The sequence below is a fragment of the Hyalangium versicolor genome (genome assembly GCF_020103695.1).
Classification (GTDB): domain Bacteria; phylum Myxococcota; class Myxococcia; order Myxococcales; family Myxococcaceae; genus Hyalangium; species Hyalangium versicolor.
On sequence record NZ_JAHXBF010000033.1, the window covers coordinates 1 to 22,098 of the forward strand.

Below are 22,098 nucleotides of genomic sequence, written 5' to 3' on the forward strand. Positions count from 1 at the left end.
TAAGTCCGCTCTCAAGCGCTTGGTACTTCGCCGCGATGACTTCCTCCAGGTCCATGCCTACATTGATGGGCACGATCTCGGGCACCCGCAAACTGAAACTTTATTCCTGCGCGGCCCCTAACTCCCTCCTGCCGGATCTCTTCAGCCGTCGTGCCTTGGGCTGCGTTCCACATCTCAAGGTCCAGCAGGTAGTCCTGACCCTCTTGGCGAAACTCGATGTCCGCCGTCTTTCCCCCGGTCCCGATGGGGGCCTCGAACGCGAGGATGCTTGCGCCGGTGTGCTGCAATTGGAGGCTCGTCCTGGCATGCGCAACTACCGACCACAGCTTGGGATCATCTCGATCCCACGGGGCCGTCCACAGTGGCTCAAGAACCTGCCGGGATCTAGGCGTGTCCACAAATTGAGCGGCGAAGGTTTCGATGTCCCGGAGTATTTGACTCGCGAACCCCTTCACGCCCGGTAGCGTCCCCTCGAAGCCGATGAGGTACAGAGCCAGCGGCAGGTTGATGTTGTGCCCGAATCGGGCAGTACGTACCTCCTCGAAATCGAGGGCGTGCGCTCTCTCTACTCTCGACCTGCCCGTTCGCGGGTATCCCGGCGGGAGAAGGGCGCGCAGGCGCGGATATCCAGCCAACCCCCGCTCGATCCTCGAGTAGAACTGCTCGTCATCCGGTAATAGCGAACTCATTGCAGGACGACGATAACCTTTCTCGCGCTGTTATCCGGCCATACAAGCGGCGGTCGCGTAGTTCCGGTTCCTTCTATAGGGCCGGGAACCGGGAACCACCGGCCCGTCCATCAGCGCTGCCCCTCGGAGCGGGGCTTCCTGGCGTCGAACTGCGCTCATAGCAGCGGGAGAACAGGGGGCGGCAGCGTGTCAGCGCCGCTCCCGGGCGAGGAAGGCGTCCACGTCCGCAGGCCGGATGCGGATGGCGCTGCTCACCCGCACGTGGGGCAGTTCGCCGCGCTCGCACAACCCGTAGACGGTGGCCGTGGAGACCCCCAGCCGCTCGGCCACCTCACGCACGGTGAGCAGACTCTCGGTACCTCCCGGGAGAGCGCGCAGCCGGGAAGGGGCTGCACCTTGCAGCAAGGATGCAGCAAAAGCCCTGTGATTCCCTGCTACCGGCTGGGACGGCTGGACGGGCCCCGGCCCCAAACCCCCAAGGTTTCCAAGCCTTTGTGAACGGCTGGTAACGGCTGGACGGGGGGACCCTTCGCCTCCGGAGCCAAAGGCCACAGGTTCGAATCCTGTATCGCGCGCTGGTAGAAGGGGCTGGAATCCCTGGGAAAATCTCCCGGTGGTTCCAGCCCCTTCGCTTTTCCTGGACGGGGCTTCTTCGGAGTCTTGCCCGCTTGGGTGGGGTGATTCGCGGGCTTCGGTACCGCGGGAGTTTCTGGACACCGACTGGCGGGATGCCCGCCCGGAGCAGGAGGGCGTCTCCAGTCTGCTACTGTGGCAGCCAACCCAGGAGGTTCGCTCGCCTTGTTCCTACCCAGTCCCGTGCATGCCGTCGCGCTCGCCTCCCTGCTGGGGAGCATTGCCGCAACGGCACAGGCTGCGCCCGCTGGGCGCTCGGGTCCCCGCTCCATCGTTCTCACGGGTAAAGCGGGTGAGTCGCCGCTGATCTATCTGGCGCCTGGCTCCTTCACGTTCATCGTCCTGGATGCGCCGATCGTGCGTGAGTCTGTCCAGGTGGAGGGCCGCGCCCGCTTTGCCAGAGTCGACCCGAGTGATCTGGGCATCACGCTTGTTCTCGCAGCGCCGATCGCGCCGACGGAACGGTTGGCGCTCCGGTTCACCTATCGCGAGGGCTCGCCTGGAAGCGCCGTGTTCCTGCTCACCGGGCAACCGGGAGAGGTGGATGCCGTGGTTAGCGTCAGCCGCCCGCAGCAGACGGTGGCGGCGTGCCAGGTGGAACTGTCCGCCACGATCGAGCGCTGCGAGGCGCAGAGCAAGGAACTGGAGGAGTTGAAAGCGAGGTCCCCAGCGGTGAGCCCGGCAGCAGTGGCGCTCGCGGGGGTCGTGGACTTGCAGGGCATGTGGGCTAGAACCTTCCGGGAAGGGTGCGACCAGGTGGAGGGCGAGTTTCGCGCAGCCCAGTGCAGGGAGCTCGCGGCGTCGACGTGGACGGTGGTTGTCCTCGAAGTGACCAACGATGGGGCGGAGCCGTGGACGCCCGCGTGGGCCGAAGTCATGCCCGCAGCAGGAGGGGAGCCGCGCCGCGCCCGCGCGGTGGTCTCTGGGCAAGCCCCCATCCCCCCAGGCGGTACGGTGAGCGTGGCCGTTGAGGTGGAGATGCCCAAGAGGAATTCGGAAACATGGTTGCAGGCTCTTCACTCGCTGCGGGTCTGCAACGCTGACGGCGGCCGCTGTCTGTCGATTTCCCAAGTGAAACTGTAGCCACAGGCGAGAGGTGCTCGGCATGTTCTGGCGATTGGATCCCAAGAACCTCAAGCCCGGACAGATGGTGGATGGCTGGCGCATCGTCCGGAAGCTTGGCAGCGGCAGCTATGCCGTTGTCTACGAGGTGGAGAAGGACGGGAAGCGCTTCGCGCTCAAGGTGGCTTGTCAGGTGGACAAGCGTGGTGATCCGAAGCAGACGGACGCACGCGCGAGGCGAGAGGTGGTCTGTCTCCAGAAACTCGGCCACCCTCACATCATCCGCATGTGGGCTCACGGCCGTTGTGGGGATCCTCGCTCGGGCTTTCTCTACGTCGTGCTCGATCTCGTGGACGGCTACACGCTGGGGGAGTGGGTGCGGCGGACCTATCCCACCGTGCAAGAAGACGTCGTGGTGTTCCTCAAGCTGTTTGACGCGCTGGATCACATGCACGGACGGGGCGTGTTTCATCGCGACTTGAGCCTGGGAAACATCATGGTCACCAAGGCAGGCGAGCCGGTGATCATCGACTTTGGAGCGGCGGACTACGCGGCAGCCGAAGAATTGACGGATGCACCGTTGCCCCCCGGCACCCCGCGCAATCGCAGTCCGGAGGCGATGCGCTTCTGGCTCGAGAACCTCCACAACCCGGAGGCGCGTTACTCCTTCCAGGCGAGCGATGACATCTTCGCGCTCGGAGCCGACCTCTATGATGTGCTGACAGACCCAACACCGGATCTCAGCAAGAATCGGCCCTCGCTCCAGGGTGCGGTAGCTCCTGCTTCCCCGTTCAAGGCCACCCAGGGGCGAGTGCCGCTGGAGTTGAGCAGCTATGCGATGATGCTGATCCACCCCTCGCTAGACGAGCGGCCCGCGACGGCGAAGGATGCGCGGAGTCCGCTGGAGGATTTCGCGAAGTGCGAGGGCCCAGAGTGGCGCGGCACCCGCCCCCACCCCGTTGCTGCGCAGCTCCCGCCAGAACCCGCCGAGGGGGCGCTCGTGCCAATCGAGGAGGGGCAACCCGGGGGCGTGGAGGTGCCGATCCCCGCCCACCCGTCCGCCGTGCAGGGGGCGAGGGTTGCTGCGCTCAACAGCGTGCGCTTTGAGTGGGGCCGTCCGGCGCTCGTTGGGCTGTTGGCGCTCGTGGTGCTCGGGGCAGCAGTGGCCGCCTCCGTGCTGCACAGGCCAGCACCAGCGGAGCCGCCCCCCGTGACCCGGAGTGGCCCAGGAGAGCAACCTGTACCCGCGCTGGCCGAAAAGCCGACAAGCTGCCCCGCTCAGTTACCCTCTTCTCACCCTACCCAGAAGGAGGCGCGCCCTTCCGTGGAACTGCCCGTGAATTCACCCACCCTCACCAACGGCTTACCCAACCCGCAGAAGGCCAGCCCCCGGCGAGTGCTCTCGAAGGTTCAGCGGTGCGCGCTGCTCGTGTTCACCGTCGCATGGGTTGAAGCAGGCTGCACGGGCGTGCAGACGCGCCCGGATCCGGAGGAGTGCCCCCAGGAAGCCGTGGACGCGATGGAGAAGGAGCTGGGTTGGATAGGCGGTGAGCAGCCCGGGATTATCGTCGACGTGACCAAGCGGAAACCCAAACCCGTGACCAGACAGGACAAGCTGGCGGTATTCAACGACGGTCCCGTGACGGGTGAGCTTGTCGAGGACGAGGGTAACGCACCGAAGGGGACACGACTGGAGGGGCACCTGTGGACGACGGGGGATCGCATCTATGGCCGCTATCGCCGTGCCTTCCTTCCTGGAGGACGCACCGTTCCGATCTGCGTCGAGCTGATCAGCGGCGGCGATCTGGGCTTGGACAAGCAGGAGGGCTCGAAGCCCGGGGCCGCTGTGGGCTCAACGTTGGTGGCCTCGCTTGTGGTGAGGCGGTGGCATTGACCATGCCCAGGGGCCAGATGGGCTTGCTGGGGTTTCCGCTGACGCTGTAGCCCAGTCTCGCCTTGCTCCCAACCCTTGGAGTCGTTCACTCCTCTAGGACGTGCCGGGTAGTGTTTAGCTCCGTGGCGCCCCCTTTGTGCGCTACGAGGAGTCAATCCGCATGGCAACTGCAAGGCAGCCCTGGACCATCCCGGGAGTCATCCTCTTCTCTCAGGGCGAGTTCTCGTATGAGGTCGATCTGTCGCGCGGGCTGATCGAAGACCTGGCGCAGTCGAAGCTGGGGGAGCGGACTCTCCCAGCATGGGAACGCACAGGCACGAAGCGCCTGCGTTCGGTCATCGTCCGCAGCTTGCCCCCTACGTCGTCGCGCGAGCAGGAAGAACTGAGCAGGATGCGCGCGCGGCTCCGCGAGGAGGCGCGCTTGGCCACATACCTGCAACACCCGAGGATCTCCCGCACCCGCGGGCCCTACGAGGTCCAGGGCGTTCTGTATGTCGTGTCAGACAGTGTTGAAGGCACCTCGATCAACACGCTGATCAACTATGCCCACATGCGCAAAGCGCCCTTTTCCCCCGCGTTCTGCATGTACGTGGGCGCCGAGGTTGCCAGCACCCTACATTACGCGCACACCTGCAAGGACGAGAGCGGAGCTCCGCTGGGAATCATCCATCGAGACGTGAACCCCGCTCGCCTCTACATGGGGCCAGAGGGCGAGATCCTCCTGACGGACTTTGCCCGCGCACGTTCCCTGCTCCCGGGCCGAGTGGCAACAACGCTCCCGCGCCCGCAGGGTGATGTGGCCTACTGCTCACCCGAGGCGCTTCTAGGCGAGGAGACGGATCCACGCTCGGATCTGTTCGCGCTCGGGCTGGTGCTGCTGGAACTGGCGACCTTGCGCCACCTCTACAGCACCGGCAAGGCGCGCATGGAAGACTTGGAGGCGGCTCTGACGCCGGAGGTGAAGACGCAGGTTCTTGATGCCACCATCACGGCCATGGAAGCAGACCTTCCGGAACATGCAGAAGACTGCATCCTGCGGGCCGCAACGTTCGATCAGGGGGAGGTGGCGGAGATCACGGAGTCGCTCCCGCTCCCGCTGCGCTCCATTCTTCGCAGGTTGCTCACGCGCAAGCCGGAAGAGCGCTACCCGTCGGCGGCTGTGTTGGAGGCGGACCTGCGGCCGGGCCTCGCCGCGATCGGATCCCCCTATGGAGCCAAGGAGGCTCTCGAGGAGGCCAGTCACTCACGTGACGGGGCCAGCATGAACCGGCGCGAGGTTGGGCCCACAAGCGAGAGCGAGCTACCGCCCGACATGGTGACGACGGACGACCTCATCACCGAACCGAGCGGGGCCACGTAGCCAACCGCCGCGCTTCTTCTCACGCCCTCCGCTGCCCCTGCTTTGGCATAGCGTCGTGTGGACACCCTCCTCCGAGGACACCCTGCAAGATTGCTCCTGCGATGACGCGGCCACGCATGGTCAACTCCTCATTCCTGGTGGGTTCTATCTCATGAAGGCCCCTGGACGGGGCTCTTCGTCCGGCTCCCCAATGTCTTTCATCTTAGCGAAGGGGAGGTGACGCGCGGTAGCCTCCGCAGACGGTGCCGCACCGGGATCGTGCGCGGCCCGAGGGAGAGGAGCCGCGGGTTCTGACAACCAGCAGATGTGCTCCCGTAGTGACGACCTCGTCGATCCCCGCAGAGGAGGCCTCAGCCTGCTCGGGCACCTGCGTCGCGAAGCCCAGCGGCGCCAGCCGCGTACGGAAGGGGGGATGTCCATGGATCTCCATGTAGAGCTTCAGGTCTAGATGGTTGATATGGGAACGCGCGTTTTCGTGGTGGCTCACGAGTCGCGTGGTATAAAGCCGACTCTGTGAAGGAATGACATCACACGAGTCCTGACCAGGGGCAGGTCTGTTTTTGCGTGCCTTCACGAGCAAGTGATGACGCATTCGTACCCAGCCTGGGAGGACACATGCCGAAGATGAAGAATCGCTCTTACCCGATCCTCGTGGCGCTCGCGGGATGTATCGCGGGAGCTTGCGCCCAACCCCAAGATCCGGAGACCGCTCAAGCTCACTCCGCTCTCGTATCTCTCAACCCGCCAAACACGTACGTCCAGTTGTTCAAGTGGCGGTGGAACGATATCGCGTCCGAGTGTACGAAGTTCCTCGGGCCCAATGGCTTCGGGGCCGTGCAGATCTCTCCGCCCCAGGCCCATATCACCACCAACGCGTGGTGGAACATCTACCAGCCCGTCAACTACCGGGGGCTCGTCGGCGACATGGGCAACGCCACCGCGCTGCAGAACATGATCACCACCTGTCACAACGCGGGTGTGCGCATCTACGCGGACGTCGTCTTCAACCAGATGGCAGGCGGTTCCGGCACCGCCACGGATGGCTCCTCCTACAACGGGAACACTCCGCAGTATCCCTACTTCGGAGTGAACGACTTCCACTCCGCATGCAGCATCCAGTCTTCCGATTACAACTCGAACCGGAACAACGTCGTGAACTGCCGGCTGGTCGGCCTGCCGGACGTGGCCACTGACTCCACTTATGCCCGAGGCCAGATTGCCCAGTACCTCACCACGCTCGTCAACATGGGCGTGGATGGCTTCCGCATCGATGCCGCCAAGCACATGTGGCCCGCGGACATCCAGGCCATCCTCGCCCAGGTGCCCAAGACGACGCTGCTCGGTGAGTCCGTGTTCATCACGCAGGAGGTGATCCCCGACGGCACCGCCAACCGCAGTGACTATCTCATCAACGGCACCATCAACGAGTTCCCCTTCACCTATGCCGTCCGTGACACCTTCCGAAACAACAACGGACTGAACATCTCGCAGCTCCCCACGGTGATGGGTACCGGCAATGGCGGTGGCTCCTGGGGGCTCGTGTCGAGCGCCAATGCCACCATCTTCGTCGACAACCACGACACCGAGCGCAACTCCGGCGATTCGCTCAACCTCCAGTCCGACAACAACAAACGGTTCGATCTCGCCAACATCTACATGTTGGCCCAGCCCTACGGCCGTGCGCAGCTCCAGTCTGGCTTCACGTTCTCGCTCAGCAACACGGATCAGAACTCGCCGTCCGCCAGCCCGTATGACGCCAACGGGAACGCCATCATCATGGGCGCCTGGGACTTCGTGCACCGCTGGGGAGACATCTACCCCATGGTCGCCTTCCGCAACGCCACCGCCGGGCAGCCCATGGCGAACATCCAGACCGGCACCGGCAATCAGCTGGCCTTCAGCCGGGGCAACGTGGGCTTTGTCGCCCTCAACAATGACACAGCGAGCTGGACGAAGACCTTCGCCACCGGCCTGCCCGCGGGCACCTACTGCAACATCGTTCACGGCTTGCTCGCCTCGGGAGGCGCCTCCTGCACGAGCGACAGCGTGACCGTCGACAGCAGTGGCAATGCCACCGTGACGATCGGTGGGGTGGGGGGTTCAACCGCCCCCGCAGTGGCCATCTACACCGGCCAGAAGGCGAGCTCGACGCCCACGGTTCCCCCGACTCCGACCGGCGTCACTGCCACCGCGGTCTCGTCCAGCTCCATCTCTGTGTCCTGGGCCGCTTCCTCGGGGGCAACCTCGTACACCGTCTCTCAGTCGACCTCGAGCACGGGAACCTTCACCAACGTTGGGACCAGCTCCACGACGAGCTTCACCCAGACGGGCCTCGCTGCCAGCACCACGTACTACTACAAGGTGACCGCCTCCAACTCCGCAGGGACTTCGGCCAGCTCGGCGGTGGCTTCGGCGACCACCTCGGCGGCGGGCTCGTGCACCTCTGGCTTCTGCCCCACGAAGACTCCCGTGGACTACGACGCGACGCTGCTCGTTCGTGGCCAGAGCGTGGTCATCTATTACAAGGGCACGCTGGCCAACGGATCGGCCGTCAACATCCACTATGGTTTCAACAACTGGGCCACGGGCGTCGCCGACGCGGCGATGACGAAGCGCAGTGATGGCTACTGGCAGTCACCCGCGATTGCCCTCTCCAGCACCACCACCGAGTTCGACTTCGTCTTCAACAATGGCTCGGGCACCTGGGACAACAACAGCGGAAGTGACTGGAAGCTCGCGGTCAGCTCTGGGACGAGCTGCTCCACCGTGTCCGTCACCTTCTCCATTGCCAACGCCAACACGGTCACCGGTCAGAACCTCTATGTCGTCGGAAACCAGGCCGCGCTCGGCAACTGGACTCCGGCTAGCGGGTTCGCGCTCACCATTCAGGGCACGGGAGCCAATGCCACCTGGAGCGGGACCGTCCAGCTGCCTCCGAACACCGCCTTCCAGTACAAGTATGTGAAGTACAACCCGTCCACGGCTCAGGTCGTCTGGGAGAGCAACCAGACCACCACCAGCGGCAACCGCGAGAAGACCACGGCGGCCTGCGGTTCCAGCAGCAGCTTCAGTGACGGCAACTTCAAGCTCTGAGACTCAGGGGCTCCAAGTCCTGTTTCAGGCAGCACGTCTGGAGGAAGTCCTCAGCCGCCCTCCAGGCGTGCCCATCGTTCAGGAGCCCGGGCTCATGGCGCTCTTCAATCCCGCGATGAGCCGCTCCAGCCCGAACACGAAGCGAGCATCGAAGTCCTCGTCGGTGATGTCTTTCAGCGAAGCCATGACGTTCGGGTAGGCGTCCGCTGAAAAAGATGAGAACTCCTTGCGGCGCTCGTGCAGCTTCACGGCCTCGGGGTTCGAGCGCGGATCGAGCGCTTGTTCCTCGATCGTGAAGCCGAGCACGTAGTCGACGATTGAGAAGGAGCCCCACGCGGCAACGCGTGAGGTCGCTCCCACGCCTCGCAGAGCTCCGATCATCGCCTCGCTCACGCGCAGGGTGTTCTCCGTCACCGTGAAGGTTCCCGCGTAGACCCTCGCCCCATCCCGGTGTGAACGGAGCGCCTGTCGCAACTCTCCCGCCACCTGGGCCAGCACCGCATCCCAGCGCGCCCGAGGCTTCAGCCCGCGAGCCACCGGCTCCAGCAGCGCATCGGCCATCCCGTCCAGCAGCGTCTGCTTGTTGGTGAAGTGCCAGTAGAGCGAGGGCGCCTGGATGTTCAGGCGCTGCGCCAGCTTGCGCATCGTCACCCCTTCGAGCCCCTCCTCATCCAACAGCTCCAGCGCTGCCTTCACCACCTGGTCCCTCTGTATCCGCATCGCTGCTCCTGGTTGCGTTGACAGACTAACGCCGTTAGATGGAGACTAACGCTGTTAGATTGGAGGACGGCATGAGGCACGAGGAAGTGGATGTCGCTGTCGTGGGAGGAGGCCCGGTGGGGTGGATGCTGGCCAGCGAGCTGGCACTGGGCGGGGTGAAGGTGAGGGTGCTCGAGCGAAGGACGGAGCGGGTGCGGCAGTCACGCGCCTTGACGCTCCATCCGCGCACCCTGGAGGTGCTGGCGCTGAGAGGGGTGGTGGACCGCTTCCTGGCTCGAGGCCGGCCTCTGCCCGCCGCGCACTACGGCGTGCTGGACACCCGGCTCGACTTCTCCGTGCTCGACACGGCCTTCCCGTTCACCCTGTTCATTCCCCAGGCGGAGACCGAGGCCCTCCTGGAAGAGCGCGCTCGGGAGCTGGGCGTGGACATCCGCCGAGGGCATGTCGTCACCGGTCTCCAGCAGGACTCGGAGAGGGTGGAGCTCGAGGGCACCTGTGACAGCGGCACGTTCCGGGTGAGGGCGCGCTATGTGGTCGGTGCGGATGGGGCTCGCAGTGCGGTTCGCGCGCTCGCCGGTATTCCGTTCCCTGGCACGGACTCCACCATGAGCCTGATGCTGGGAGATGTCGTCCTGGCAGAGCCTCCCTCACAGCCGGCGATCTCGCGCGTGAATCAGGACGGCTGCTTGATGGTTGCGCCGGTAGGAGATGGGCTGCATCACCGCATCGTGGCGGTGGATCCCGAGCGCACCGCCGTGCCTCAGTCCGAGCCTGTCCGCCTGGAAGAGCTGGCCCACGCGGCCCGGAAGGTCATCGGCACGGACTTCGGCATGTGTCGCCCCTTCTGGCTGTCGCGCTTCGGAAACGAGACACGGCAGGCCACCACCTATCGCCAGGGGCGTGTCTTCCTGGCGGGCGATGCGGCCCACATCCACATGCCCGCAGGGGGCCAAGGACTCAACGTCGGCGTGCAGGATGCGATGAATCTGGGCTGGAAGCTGGCTGGTGTCGTGCGCGGCATCGCTCCGGAGTCGCTCCTCGACAGCTATCACCGTGAGCGCCATCCCGTGGGCGCCCGCCTCATCCAGAACACGCTGAGCCAGACGGCGCTGACCTGTGCCTTCAGCCCAGCCGGGCTGGCATTGCGCGAGACCCTGTCATCGCTCCTGCACATCCCCGCCGCGAATCGGGCTCTCGCCGAGCAGATCTCCGCCGTGGATGTGGCCTATCCGGATGCTCCACTCCCCGCGCCCCTCGGTATGGATGCGGCGCCACGTCTCGTGGGGAAGCGCCTGCCCGATCTCGGGCTTCACCTGGACGATGGCTCCCGTCGGCCCCTCTATTCGCTCATGCACGAGGGCCGATGGCTGCTGCTCCAGCGCTCCGCTGCTTCTTCGCGCCCCGCGCTCGAAGGGCCCTGGGCGAAGTGGACGTCCGTGGTCTCCGCCGAGCTTCAGGGTGGCACCGAGGAGCTGCGGCCCTGGTCCTCCATGCTGATCCGCCCGGATGGGCACGTGGGCTACGTCGGGGCTTGAGCCAGGTCACCCCTCGGGAGCGACCGCGGGCTGCTGCGCCGGCAGGACGATTCGCACCGAGCGTACCCGTCGTGGAGTAGCGTCCAACACCTCCAGCACCGTGCCGTCGTCCAGCGTCAGCCGTGTCCCTCGCTGGGGAATCGTGCCCGTCAGCGCGGAGCAGAGGCCTCCCAGCGTGGAGTATCCATGGCCCTCTTCCAGTTCCAGCCCCAGGGTGCGGTTGACCTCTCGGAGGCTCGCCGTGCCCTGCACCACCGCGCTCGTCGGGCTCTCGCGGTGGATGAGCTCCTCGGGAGTCTCCGTCTCGCTCAGGATGTCCCCGACCAGCTCCTCGACGAGATCCTCCATCGTCACCAACCCCATCACGCCCCCACGCTCGTCCACCACGATGGCCAGCTGCATGCGGCGCCGCTGCAGCTCCTTGAGCGCGTCGATGGCTCGCATCGTCTGGAAGACGAAGTAGGGCGGGCGCAGTACGTCCTCCAGGACGATCAGCGTTCCCTCCCAGGCCACGCCCAGCAGATCCTTCGCGATGACGTAGCCCACGATGTTGTCCAGCGACTCCTCGTATACGGGCATCCGGGAGTGGCCCCCCTCCAGCAGGACCTTCCGGATCTCCTCGGCGCTCGCATGCCGGCGCAATGCGACGATCCGATTGCGAGGGATCATCACCGCCGACAGCGTGAGCCCGGTGAGATCGAAGGCTCGCGAGGCGATCTCTCCGGCGCGCGGATCCAGCGTGCCTGCCTTCGACGCCTCCTCCACGAGCTGTTGCAGCTCCTCGGGAGACAGGCGTGCCTCCGTGAAGTTCGTCCGATCTCCAAAGAAGCGCAGGATCAGGTTGGAGCTGGCCGTCAGCAGCCACACCACCGGCCGGACCAGCCAGGAGAGCCCATACAGCGGGCGGCCGATGAGCAGCGCGTACCGCTCCGAGTAGCGCAGGGCGAGCGATTTGGGCACCAGCTCGCCCAGCACCAACGACAGGAAGGAGATGATGCCCACCACCAGGGCGAAGGCCACCTGTTCCGCGATTGCCTCGCCCAGGCCCAGCTGTACCAGCAGTCCCGCCAGCGGGTGGGCGAGAGACGCACCTCCGAAGGCGGCAGCCGTTGAGCTGACGACAGTGATGCCAATCTGCACGGTGGCGAGCAGACGCTCCGGGTTGGCGCGCAGCGCCGCGATCAGCCGGGCCGCTCCGTTGCCTTCCTCCAGAAGCTCGCGCAGGCGCGTTTTGCGCAGCGTCAGCATGGAGAGTTCCGCGCCGGCGAAGACACCGTTCGCCAGCACCAACAGCAGGACGATGATGAGCTCCGATGCGATGACGGCCTCCCTCGAGAGTCCCGGCTGACGGTGGAGCAGCCAGGCGGGCCACCCCCCGTTCTACCCGCTGGGGACTCAGGCCTCCAGGGATTGCAGGAGGAGCGACAGCTGATCCCGGCTGGCGCCCTTGGGAAGGTAGTAATGAGGGCCGGAACGCAGGGCGTTGCCCACGTCCTGAGCCGCCGCGGAGGTGAGGAAGACGATGCGCGGATTCGTGTTGCGCGGCATCCGCTCGACGACTTCCAGGCCGCTCATGCCCGGCATGTTCAAATCGAGGAGCATGATCTTGTACCGCTCACGAGAGAGCGAGTTCAGCGCCTCCTGGCCGTCGGCCGCCTCGATGGCTTCGTAACCCAGATCCTCGAGGCACAGCCTCAAGAACTCTCTCCAGTCCGCGTCGTCGTCGACGACCAGGACCTTGCGTCCATCGTCCGGAATCGGTCGGCTCAAAGATCCTCCCTGACAGGGGGAGAACCACCCGGTGTGACGTCCTCATTCACCGGACCCGATCAGGAACGCTGGCTTGGGGAGCAGGAGAGCGGACGGGCGCTCGATCAGAGCAGCGCCGTGCTCAGCTGATTCGCCAGGTGCTGTAGCGCAGGCAGGAAGTTGTGGCTCGCGGTCTTGGGAGTCGGCACGGACGCGGTTCGCTGCCACACCGGGAGAGCGTGCAGACGGCCCCCCGCGTGCTGGAACACCCGGAACTGGCCCAGCTCGGTCGAGCTGCCCGAGTTGTAGACGCGCAAGGCGCGGTCCCCCGGACCCTTCAGATCGAACTCGCGGGGGATGTGACGGTGCCCGTGAAGGATGAGATCGCAGCGACCGAGGACTCGGGACACCAGCCGGGCGCCCAGGGCCAGCTCCGACGCGTTTGGCCAGCCCAGGCGCGTGGCCAGCCGCTCGGGCAGGCTCTCCTCGGGGAGGGGGAGCACGTGGTGGTGCAGCAGAATCGCCGTCAGGGCTTCTCGCGGTGCCGCCGCGAGGGCTGCATCGACCGTGTCCAGGTCCGCTGCGGAGAGCGCTCCGTGGCTCGCGAAGTAGGAGCGGCGGTTGTGCGGCCCCGTGGAGTCCACGCAGACGAAGTAGAGGCCCTCGCGCTCCACCGTGCACACCTTGCGGCCCTTCATCCACCGCCTCACGACGTCGTCCCCGGGCCGGTCGTGATTGCCCGGGATGAAGGTGAGCCGGTCCGTGTCGAGCAGCGGTGCGAAGATCTCCCGGAACCGGCGGAACTCCGCGCTGGCTCCCTGGTGCGTCAGGTCTCCTGTCACCACCACATGATCCGCGCGCTCGGCGAGCAGGCTCTCCACGAGGGCTCGTGCCGCCGCGTCGCTATGGGGGCTCAGATCCAGGTGGAGATCCGAGAGGTGCGCCAGCTTCCGGAGGGGCATGCTGCATTCATAGGTCCCTCCAGAAACACCGTCAGGGCGCGCAGGTGAAAGCTGCGAGAGCCCTGGGTGACAACGCGGTCAACTCGCGACCAGCTCTTCCCCGGCGCTCGCCTCGCGCGGAGCAAGCACCATCGCCGGCTGCGCCTCCACCGGAGTGAGCCGCGTGCCCGGCAGCACGCGCAGCCGGGTGCCTCGCCAATCCACCGTCCGGCTGAACAGCCCGTTGCACCACGCCACGAAGAGCAGGGCGTCCTTGAGGAGGACCGCGGGGAGGCTGAGCCAGGACACGCGCTCCGGACGCAGCATGCGGAACACCGTCACGTCGATGAGCGCCTTCGCGATCGCCAGGGCCGCCACCGCCGTGAAGGCGGGGACGGTCGGCTCCAGCAGTGCGCCGAGCAGCGCCAGCGGCACGGGGTTGAGCAGCCCCTGCGCCAGGTACGTCGGCGTCCCCACGGAGCTGTGGTGGATGACGCTCCAGCGCAGGTAGCGCTTGAAGAAGGCCCCTACGCACTTCTTCAGGGACACGTTGAACACCGGCGTCTTCGCTACCACCACCCGCTTGCCCAGCTTGCGCGTCACCCACTGTCCGATGACGAAGTCCTCCGCGAGCACGTCCTTCACGGAGAAGAACCCGCCCAGCGACTCCACGTCTTCGCGCCGCAGCGCCATGGACTTGCCCACCACGATGTCCTTGTCCGCCAGCCGCTTGGCCGCGATCACCCCCGCCGCCGCGCTCGAGGCCAGGTGCATGTTGTCCAGCAGCGAGCCCAGCGTCTGCTCTCCAATTCCACCGATCGGGTGCGTCACACAGCCCACCTCCGGATCCTCGAACCCGTCGGCGATCTCATCCAGGTACCCCGGCGCCACGCGCACGTTCGAGTCGCTGATCACCCACAGTTCGTACCGGGCCTCCGAGGCGAGGGTGACGAGCTGGTTCACCTTCGGGTTCAGGCCGGGCTCGCCTTCCTGCAGCACCAGCCGCATGACGTGGGGCCAGCGGGCCACCGCCGCCCGAGCCACCGCGTAGGCTGGGTCCCTCATGTCCTTCACGCCCAGGAGCACCTCGTAGCTCGGGTAGCCGAGTGAGGCGAACTGCGCCAGGTTGGCCTCCAGATCGTCATCCACGCCGCACAGCGGCTTGAGGATGGAGATGCCCGGCCGGGCCGCGGTGCCAGAGTGGGGCAGGGCAGGCTGCCTGCGGTGGCGCAGGACGTGGACAAGCTGCACGGCCAGGGCGACGAGCCCCACGGATGCGGCGGCAAGCAGGGCGAGGGAGGCGACGGGCATTCGCAGTCTCCAGAGCGGCGCGCGGTCATCGCGCGACCTGCCCGAGACGCTAGAAGGGCCCGGAGTCAGCTCCGCGACCGACTCGCGTCGGCCGCGGGAAATGCAAGTGACAGCGGCGTGAAGCGCCGCCCCGGATCCTACTCCTGAGGAATGTTCCGGCTCTGCGGATGCCGGATGTCCTTGCCGCGCACCATGTACACGACCATCTCGGCCACGTTCATCGCGTGGTCACCGATGCGCTCCAGGTGCTTGGCGATGAACATCAGCGCCGTGGCGCGCCGGATGTTCTTCGAGTCCTCCATCATGTAGGCCAGGAGCTCGTTGAAGACCTTCAGGAAGAGGGCATCCAGGAGATCGTCTCCCTTGAGCACCTCCTCGGCCTTCACCACGTCATTGGACACGAAAGCGTCCAGCGCCTTCTTCACCTGCTGCTGGGCCAGCTCCGCCAGCCGCGGCGTGTCCACGTAGGGCGCCAGGGGCGGCACCTGGTTCAGATCGATGGCGCGCTCGGCGATGTTCACCGCCAGGTCTCCGATGCGCTCCAGGTCCGTGACGATCTTCAGCGCCGTGGTGATGAGGCGCAGATCGCTGGCCGCGGGCTGCCGCAGCGCCAGGATGCGCCGGCAGAGGTCATCGATGTCCACCTCGAGCCGGTTCACGTCCTTGTCGGACTTGATGACGTTCTCGGCCAGGGCGGAGTCCCGCTCGGTGAGGGCACGCACGCTGTTGGCGATCAGCGCCTCCACCTTGGCCCCCATGGCCAACAACCGCTCGCGCAAGTCGCGCAGGTCCTGCTCGAAAGCTTTATCGGTATGCGTTGCCGGCATCCGTCCCTCGCTCCTACCCGAACTTCCCGGTGACGTAGTCTTCGGTCCGCTTCTCGCGCGGATTGGTGAAGATCTGCTCCGTCGGCCCGCATTCCACCAACTCGCCCATGTAGAAGAAAGCCGTCCGGTCGCTCACCCGTGCCGCCTGCTGCATGTTGTGGGTGACGATCGCGATTGTATACGTGGCCTTCAGTTCGTGGATGAGCTCTTCGATTTTCGCCGTGGCGATGGGATCCAGGGCGCTCGCGGGCTCGTCCATGAGCAGCACCTCGGGCTCCACCGCCATGGCTCGGGCGATGCAGAGGCGCTGCTGCTGGCCGCCGGACATGCCCAGGGCGCTCTCGTCCAGCCGGTCCTTCACCTCGTCCCAGAGCGCCGCGCCGCGCAGGGACTTCTCCACCCGCGCCGTCAACTGGCCCTTGTCCTTCATTCCCGCCACACGCAGGCCGTAGGCCACGTTCTCGAAGATGGACTTGGGGAAGGGGTTGGACTTCTGGAAGACCATGCCCACGCGGCGGCGCAGGTCCACCACGTCCACGCTGCGCTCGTGGATGCTCGTCCCATCCAGCAGGATGGTGCCGGTGTGGTTGGTACCGGTGATGAGATCGTTCATCCGGTTGAGCGCGCGCAGGAAGGTGGACTTGCCGCACCCGGAGGGGCCGATGAGCGCCGTCACCTGGCGATCGGGAATGGCGAGGCTCACCTTGTTGATGGCCACCTTGTTGCCGTATCGGAGCGTCAGCTCCTTCGACTCCATCTTGATGCGCGGGCTGGGCGGCTGGAAGGTCATGGACAGCGTCTCAGTGGGCGTTTGCGGCGCGCCGGCGCGTACGGGTCCGGATGACGACCGCGACGAGGTTGAGGGCGAAGGTGAGCATCAGCAGCACCAGCACCGTGGCGTACAACAACGGGCGTGTGGCCTCTACATCCGGAGACTGCGTGGCCAGCACGTAGGTGTGGTAGCCCAGGTGCATGAACTGCGAGTTCAGCGAAGAGGGCAGATCCGGCAGGAAGTAGGCGGCGCCCGTGAAGAGGATGGGGGCCACCTCGCCCGCGCCGCGGGAGACGGCCAGCACCGCGCCGGTGAGGATTCCGGGCAGCGCTCCGGGCAGCACCACCCGCACCAGCGTCTGGGACTGGGTGGCGCCCAGGGCGAGGCTCGCGGTGCGGTGATCCAGGGGAACCGCGCGCAGGGCCTCCTCCGTGGCGACGATGACCACCGGCAGCGTGAGCACCGCCAGCGTCAGCGAGGCCCAGAGGATGCCGGGCTGGGCCCAGTGCAGGTCCTCGTAGCCCAGCACGCGGTCCAGGCCGCCGCCGACGAAGTGGATGAAGAAGCCCAGGCCGAAGAGGCCGAAGACGATGGAAGGGACGCCGGCCAGGTTGATGACCGCCAGTCGTACCCAGCGCGCCACGATCGAGTGGGGCGGCGCGTACTCGTGCAGGTAGACGGCCGTGAGCACGCCCACCGGCATCACCGCCAGCGTCATCAGCAGCGTCAGCGCCGCTGTGCCGTAGAGGGCAGGGAAGATGCCGCCACCCATCATGCCGTCGGACGGGGGCTGGGTGAGGAACTGCCAGGTGACGTGGCCCGCGCCTCCGCGGATGACATCCAGGAGGATGATGGCGAGCATCCCCACGATGAGCAGCGCGGAGAAACCCGTCAGCGAGGTGAAGGTCAGGCCCAGGGTCCGGCGCGTGGCGTGCTTCACGAGGCACCTCCCGTGAGCCGCTTGAGGACGCGCTTCGTCCAGCTCGAGGCCACCATGTTGAGGACGAAGGTGAAGACGAACAGCTCCACGCCGATGAAGAAGAGCAGCGAGTAGTGCGGGCTGCCCACGACCACCTCGCCCATCTCGGCCGCGATGGTGGCGGACAGCGAGCGGACCGAGTCTCCCAGGCTGGCGGAGACGATGGCCGCGTTGCCGGAGGCCATTAGGACGATCATCGTCTCGCCGATGGCGCGGCCGAAGCCCAGCACGCACCCGGCGAGGATGCCGGGAGCCGCCGCGGGCAGGACGACCTTCCAGGCGGTCTCCCAGGGCGTGGCGCCCAGCGCGAGCGAGGCCTCGCGGTAGCTGCGGGGGACCGCGGTGAGGGCGTCCTCGGACACGGTGAAGATGACCGGCACGATGGCCAGCGCCAGGCCCAGGCCCGCCACCACCGCGTTGAGCCGGTAGGTGAAGCCGAACGTCTCCTGCAGGAACGTGGCGAGCACCATCAGCGCGAAGAAGCCCAGCACCACCGACGGGATGCCGGCCAGCAGCTCGATGACGGGCTTGAGCAGCTCCCGCAGCCGCCGCGGAGCGAACTCCGCCGCGAACAGCGCGCCGGCCACGCCCACCGGCACCGCCACCACCATGGACACCACCGTCGTCTTCAGCGTGCCGATGAAGAGCGGGATCATGCTCACCTTCGGCACGGAGGACACCGGCTGCCACAGGTAGGCGAGCGGCTTGCCCGGACGCGTGGGCTGGGCCAGGAACATCTTGGCCAGGCTCGCTTCCTCACGCGCCTGAGCATCCAGGAAGAGGGACAGCGCCTCCTTCGCGATGAAGATGATGATCAACACCAGCGCGGCGATCCCGGTGAACGCCATCGCCGTGATGATGCCTGCGATGACCTTCTCCCGGATCTGCCGGCGCCGAGCCGCGGGGGAGATTCTCGGAGCGACCATGGGTTCCGCGAGACTCTGCTGCATGGTGGCCTCTCTATCCATGTTGGTCGCTCCGTGGGCGTGACATTCGTGTGACGGGACTACTTCACAGGGAAGTAGCCAACCTTGTTCACGATCTGCTGTCCCTCGGTGGACAGGGCGAAGTCGATGAAGGACTTGGCCTCACCCGAGGGCTTGCTGCGCAGGTAGAAGTACAGATCGCGCGAGAGCGGGTACTTGCCGCTCTTGATGTTCTCCGCGGTGGGGGCCAGCTCGTCGCTGCCCACCTTGATCTTCAGCTCCTTGACGCCCTTGGCGTAGGCGGCGCCGCCGTAGCCGATGCCGTTCTTCTCCTTGGCCACCGCGTTCACCACGGCGGCGGTGCCCGGCAGCGTCTGCGCGCTGGCGGTGTAATCCTCACCACCGAGCAGGTTGTCCTTCACGAAGGTGTAGGTGCCGGAGGAGTTCTCGCGGGAGTAGACGACGATGGGAGCGTCCGGGCCACCCACTTGCTTCCAGTTGGTGATGTCGCCCAGGTAGATGCCCTTGAGCTGCTCCTGGGTGAGCGAGTTCAGCGGGTTGTTCTCGTGGACATAAAACGTCACGCCGTCCTTGGCCACGGCGATCTCCGTGCCCGTGGTGTTGAAGCGGGTGCGGAGCTTGGCCACCTCGGTGTCCTTCATGGGGCGGCTGGCCATGCAGATGTCGGTGGTGCCGTTGATGAGCGCGGAGATGCCCGTGCCCGAGCCGCCACCGGTCACCTGCAGCTTCGAGTCGGGGTTCTTCTTCATGAACTCCTCGGCCCAGCGCTGGACCAGGATGACCATGGTGTCCGAGCCCTTGACGGTGACGGTGCCCGCCTGGGCCACCACGGGCAGCGTCAGCAGGAAGACGGCGAGGAACGATGCGAGGAACTTCTTCATGATGGGTGACTCCCTTGGAAACAGCGTGGCCTAGAAGCGGGCCTGGAACTGCAAGGTGAACAGGTTGTCCTTCGGGTCCTCGACCGAGCCGCTGTCGGCGGTGGCAGTCGAGAGCAACTCGTAGGTGGCGGAGACCTTCAGGTTCTCGCCGAAGTAGTGGATGGCCGTCGCGCCCAGCGTGCCCACGGCGTTGTTGGAGCCAAGCTTGCCGTCGGCCTCGACCGCCTTGCGGCCGTTCTCGAAGTCGAAGTGGTCGTAGCGGACCGCCAACGCGTCCGACAGGCCGATGTTCTGCACCACCATCGCCCACCAGCCGCCCGCAGGCGTGCCGTAGATCTCGTTGCCGCTGCGCTGGTACGACTTGCCGGCGATGTACTCGGCCTTGATGGCGGTGCCACCGAGCGGGATCAGGTCCAGGTAGACCTGCGCGTCCGCGCCGATGCGGTTGCGAGCATAGGCCGTGCGGAACGCGTCCGGGGTGCTGCCGGTGCGCTTGCCGAGCGTCAGGCCCCTCCAGCCGGACACGCCGCCGGAGAGCCATCCCAGGTCGAAGCCCGCGCGGCCGACGACGTCCTTCTCCTTGTCGTTGTCCGTGCCGATGAAGTTGGTGTTCTGGATGCCGTTGCCGTTGAAGATACCGACGTTGAGGCGGAACACGCCCCAGCGGCCGTTGAACTTCGCGCCCACGTCTCGCTCGCCCGGGAGGAAGGAGCGCACCACGAGGGAGCGCTCGGGGAACTCGCGCTCGCTGGAGGACTGCGGAGCCTCGTAGCCGAAGGGCCACTTCGTCTGGCCCACGGTGAGCGACAGGCGCTGCTTGGTGCCCGGGATGAAGAGCGTGGCCTCGACGTCCTTCAGCGAAACGCTCGAGGTGGTCGCGTCGATCTGGAACATGTACTGGGCGACATCGCCCGTGTACGTGGCCTTGAGGCGGCTGCGGCGGATGTAGAAGCGGTTGAAGCCACCCGCGCCGGAGTCATCCAGAGACTGCTGGGCCCCGAAGCGGGCCTGGACGTAACCCGAGAACTGGAGCTTCTTGAGCGCGGACAGGTCGGTCTTCGTCTCGATGTTCTGCTCTTCGATCGCCGCCACCTTGCCCTCGGTCGTGGTCAGCCGATCGTCCACGGACGGAGCCGCGGGCGTCTCGGTGGGCTGCGCCGCGGAGGACTCGGCGGACTGCGCGGGCGCGCTCTCGGCCGGAGGCGTCGCGCCGGCGGCGGGCGTCTCCGCGGTCTGGGCCAGGGCGGCGCTCGTGGTCAGGGTCAGCAGTGCGGCAAGGAGATTCTTGGTCACGTTGAAAGACTCCAGTGGGTGAAGACGCGCGCCATGTACGGGACGTCTGTGGCTCTTTCGCGGCTCCACCGTGACAAGTGGGCAACGGGCTCAGGCGGCGTTCGGATCGACGATGCGGTAGCCCACGCCGCGCACCGTCTCGAGGCAGGCGCGCGCGGGGCCGAGCTTGTCGCGCAGGCGCATCACGTGCGTGTCGATGGTGCGCGTCTCGAGCGAGCTGGAGAGGCCCCAGACTTCTTCCAGGAGCTGGTCTCGCGTCTGCACGCGACCCACGCGGCTCATCATGTACTCGAGGAGGCGGAACTCCAGCGCGGTCAGCGCCACCTCTTTGTCCTCCACGTAGAAGCGGTGGGCGCCCACGTCGAGCTTGAGGGGGCCCAGGATGAGCGCCGCCGAGTCCTCCTTGGGTGGGCCGCTGCGGCGCAGGATGGCCTTGAGGCGCAGCACCAGCTCGCGGACGCTGAAGGGCTTGGTGACGTAGTCGTCCGCGCCCACCTCGAAGCCGCGCACGCGGTCGGCTTCCTCGCCCTTGGCGGTGAGCATGACGATGAGGATGTCCCGAGTGAGCGAGCCCGCGCGCAGCTGCCGGCATACCTCCGTGCCGGGCATGTCCGGCAGCATCAGATCGAGCAACACCAGATCCGGCCGTTGCTCTCGCGCCGCGTTGAGGGCCGCCTCGCCCGTGGCTGCTACCCGGGTGGAGAAGCCGGCCGACTTGAGGTTGAAGTCGATGAGCTCCGCGAGGTCGCGCTCGTCATCGACGATGAGGACGTGTGACATGGCGGCGCAATCTGTCCTCTGTCGTTTGCGTTGGCGTGACGCGGGGGAAACAAGTGCGTGACGATGCGCGCCCTTGGATTCCGCGGAGTTGCGTGCGCGTGTTGCACGCCTGTGACACGCGGGCTCAGGCGTGCTGCGAATCCGGGCGGAGAACGGATCGGCCCGGAGCCGCAATCCACGCGAAGGTGAAGCGCTTGCCGGAGGGCATCAGCGCCAGCACCGTGCCCTTGCGCATCTTGTCCGGCAGCTCTTCGCCGAGCGCCAGCTTGCCGGCGCGCGCCAGTCCCGGGTTGTGGCCCACCAGGATCCAGCCTGGCCCCACCTCCGAGGCCAGCTCCACGATGCGCTTGTGCGCGTGGGAGCGCGGCATCAGCGCGGAGTGCACCTCCACCTGGGCGAGCCCGAAGGCCTCGGCGAGGATCTCCGCCGTCTGGACGGCGCGCACGAGCGGGCTGGAGAGAATGCCCGTCATGGGAGTGAGGCGCGCGAGCTTGCGCGCGTGCTGGCGGAAGGCGGCGCGTCCCTCGGGGGTGAGCGCTCGGGCCTTGTCGCCGAGCGGGTGATCTTCCTCGGCCACCGCGTGGCGGACGAGCATCAACGGAAGGGCATGAACGGACATGGGGGCGCGTCCG

19 protein-coding genes are annotated in these 22,098 nt (G+C 66.4%); 5 read left to right on the plus strand and 14 right to left on the minus strand.

The window, feature by feature from the left end:
• Window positions 1-878: 878 nt before the first annotated feature.
• Window positions 879-1,028, minus strand: coding sequence for a helix-turn-helix domain-containing protein (locus tag KY501_RS53480; protein ID WP_309243050.1), 150 nt, complete (start codon window positions 1,026-1,028; stop codon window positions 879-881).
• Between the two features lie 459 nt (window positions 1,029-1,487).
• Between KY501_RS53480 and KY501_RS44710 the strand changes: the two genes are divergently transcribed.
• The 4 genes from KY501_RS44710 to KY501_RS44725 all read left to right on the plus strand — a co-directional run bounded on the left by KY501_RS44710 (window position 1,488) and on the right by KY501_RS44725 (window position 8,731).
• Window positions 1,488-2,405, plus strand: a complete 918-nt coding sequence (locus tag KY501_RS44710; protein ID WP_224370733.1) for a DUF2381 family protein — start codon at window positions 1,488-1,490, stop codon at window positions 2,403-2,405.
• 22 nt (window positions 2,406-2,427) lie between these two features.
• Window positions 2,428-4,278, plus strand: coding sequence for a serine/threonine protein kinase (locus KY501_RS44715; protein ID WP_224370736.1), 1,851 nt, complete (start codon window positions 2,428-2,430; stop codon window positions 4,276-4,278).
• 160 nt (window positions 4,279-4,438) lie between these two features.
• Window positions 4,439-5,638 carry a serine/threonine protein kinase gene (locus KY501_RS44720; protein WP_224370738.1) on the plus strand — a complete coding sequence of 400 codons (1,200 nt, stop codon included), beginning with the start codon at window positions 4,439-4,441 and terminating at the stop codon, window positions 5,636-5,638.
• 615 nt (window positions 5,639-6,253) lie between these two features.
• The gene (locus KY501_RS44725) at window positions 6,254-8,731 is read left to right on the plus strand and encodes a carbohydrate-binding module family 20 domain-containing protein (protein WP_224370740.1); all 2,478 of its coding nucleotides are present in this window, start codon (window positions 6,254-6,256) and stop codon (window positions 8,729-8,731) included.
• Between the two features lie 78 nt (window positions 8,732-8,809).
• Here KY501_RS44725 and KY501_RS44730 read toward each other — a convergent pair whose 3' ends face one another.
• Complete coding sequence (locus KY501_RS44730; protein WP_224370742.1) at window positions 8,810-9,451, minus strand: TetR/AcrR family transcriptional regulator C-terminal domain-containing protein; 642 nt, start codon at window positions 9,449-9,451, stop codon at window positions 8,810-8,812.
• A gap of 71 nt (window positions 9,452-9,522) precedes the next feature.
• On the opposite strand from KY501_RS44730, the gene KY501_RS44735 reads away from it, so the two are divergent.
• On the plus strand, window positions 9,523-10,986 hold the full coding sequence (locus tag KY501_RS44735; protein WP_224370744.1) for an FAD-dependent oxidoreductase: 1,464 nt from the start codon (window positions 9,523-9,525) through the stop codon (window positions 10,984-10,986).
• Window positions 10,987-10,992: 6 nt separating this feature from the next.
• Here KY501_RS44735 and KY501_RS44740 read toward each other — a convergent pair whose 3' ends face one another.
• From KY501_RS44740 to KY501_RS44795, 12 genes are all read right to left on the minus strand, one after another.
• Window positions 10,993-12,279 carry a hemolysin family protein gene (locus KY501_RS44740; RefSeq protein WP_224370914.1) on the minus strand — a complete coding sequence of 429 codons (1,287 nt, stop codon included), beginning with the start codon at window positions 12,277-12,279 and terminating at the stop codon, window positions 10,993-10,995.
• 102 nt (window positions 12,280-12,381) lie between these two features.
• Window positions 12,382-12,756 carry a response regulator gene (locus KY501_RS44745; protein ID WP_224370746.1) on the minus strand — a complete coding sequence of 125 codons (375 nt, stop codon included), beginning with the start codon at window positions 12,754-12,756 and terminating at the stop codon, window positions 12,382-12,384.
• Between the two features lie 104 nt (window positions 12,757-12,860).
• Entirely contained in the window at window positions 12,861-13,697 is an 837-nt protein-coding gene (locus tag KY501_RS44750; protein ID WP_224370748.1) for a metallophosphoesterase family protein, read from the minus strand.
• Between the two features lie 78 nt (window positions 13,698-13,775).
• Window positions 13,776-14,987, minus strand: coding sequence for a ceramide glucosyltransferase (locus KY501_RS44755; protein WP_224370750.1), 1,212 nt, complete (start codon window positions 14,985-14,987; stop codon window positions 13,776-13,778).
• 137 nt (window positions 14,988-15,124) lie between these two features.
• A complete protein-coding gene (phoU, locus tag KY501_RS44760; RefSeq protein WP_224370752.1) occupies window positions 15,125-15,814 on the minus strand; it encodes a phosphate signaling complex protein PhoU in 690 nt (229 codons plus the stop codon).
• 13 nt (window positions 15,815-15,827) lie between these two features.
• Complete coding sequence (gene pstB, locus KY501_RS44765; RefSeq protein ID WP_224370916.1) at window positions 15,828-16,571, minus strand: phosphate ABC transporter ATP-binding protein PstB; 744 nt, start codon at window positions 16,569-16,571, stop codon at window positions 15,828-15,830.
• Between the two features lie 43 nt (window positions 16,572-16,614).
• Window positions 16,615-17,526 carry a phosphate ABC transporter permease PstA gene (gene pstA / locus KY501_RS44770; protein WP_224370754.1) on the minus strand — a complete coding sequence of 304 codons (912 nt, stop codon included), beginning with the start codon at window positions 17,524-17,526 and terminating at the stop codon, window positions 16,615-16,617.
• Complete coding sequence (pstC, locus tag KY501_RS44775; RefSeq protein WP_373691719.1) at window positions 17,523-18,533, minus strand: phosphate ABC transporter permease subunit PstC; 1,011 nt, start codon at window positions 18,531-18,533, stop codon at window positions 17,523-17,525. Before pstC ends, pstA begins: the two co-directional genes overlap by 4 nt.
• Window positions 18,534-18,571: 38 nt before the next feature.
• Window positions 18,572-19,393: a phosphate ABC transporter substrate-binding protein gene (locus KY501_RS44780; RefSeq protein ID WP_224370758.1), complete on the minus strand. Its 822-nt coding sequence runs from the start codon at window positions 19,391-19,393 to the stop codon at window positions 18,572-18,574.
• A gap of 30 nt (window positions 19,394-19,423) precedes the next feature.
• Entirely contained in the window at window positions 19,424-20,686 is a 1,263-nt protein-coding gene (locus KY501_RS44785; RefSeq protein WP_224370760.1) for a porin, read from the minus strand.
• Window positions 20,687-20,776: 90 nt separating this feature from the next.
• A complete protein-coding gene (locus KY501_RS44790) occupies window positions 20,777-21,466 on the minus strand; it encodes a response regulator (RefSeq protein WP_224370762.1) in 690 nt (229 codons plus the stop codon).
• Between the two features lie 124 nt (window positions 21,467-21,590).
• Window positions 21,591-22,085 carry a SixA phosphatase family protein gene (locus tag KY501_RS44795; RefSeq protein WP_224370764.1) on the minus strand — a complete coding sequence of 165 codons (495 nt, stop codon included), beginning with the start codon at window positions 22,083-22,085 and terminating at the stop codon, window positions 21,591-21,593.
• Window positions 22,086-22,098 lie beyond the last annotated feature (13 nt).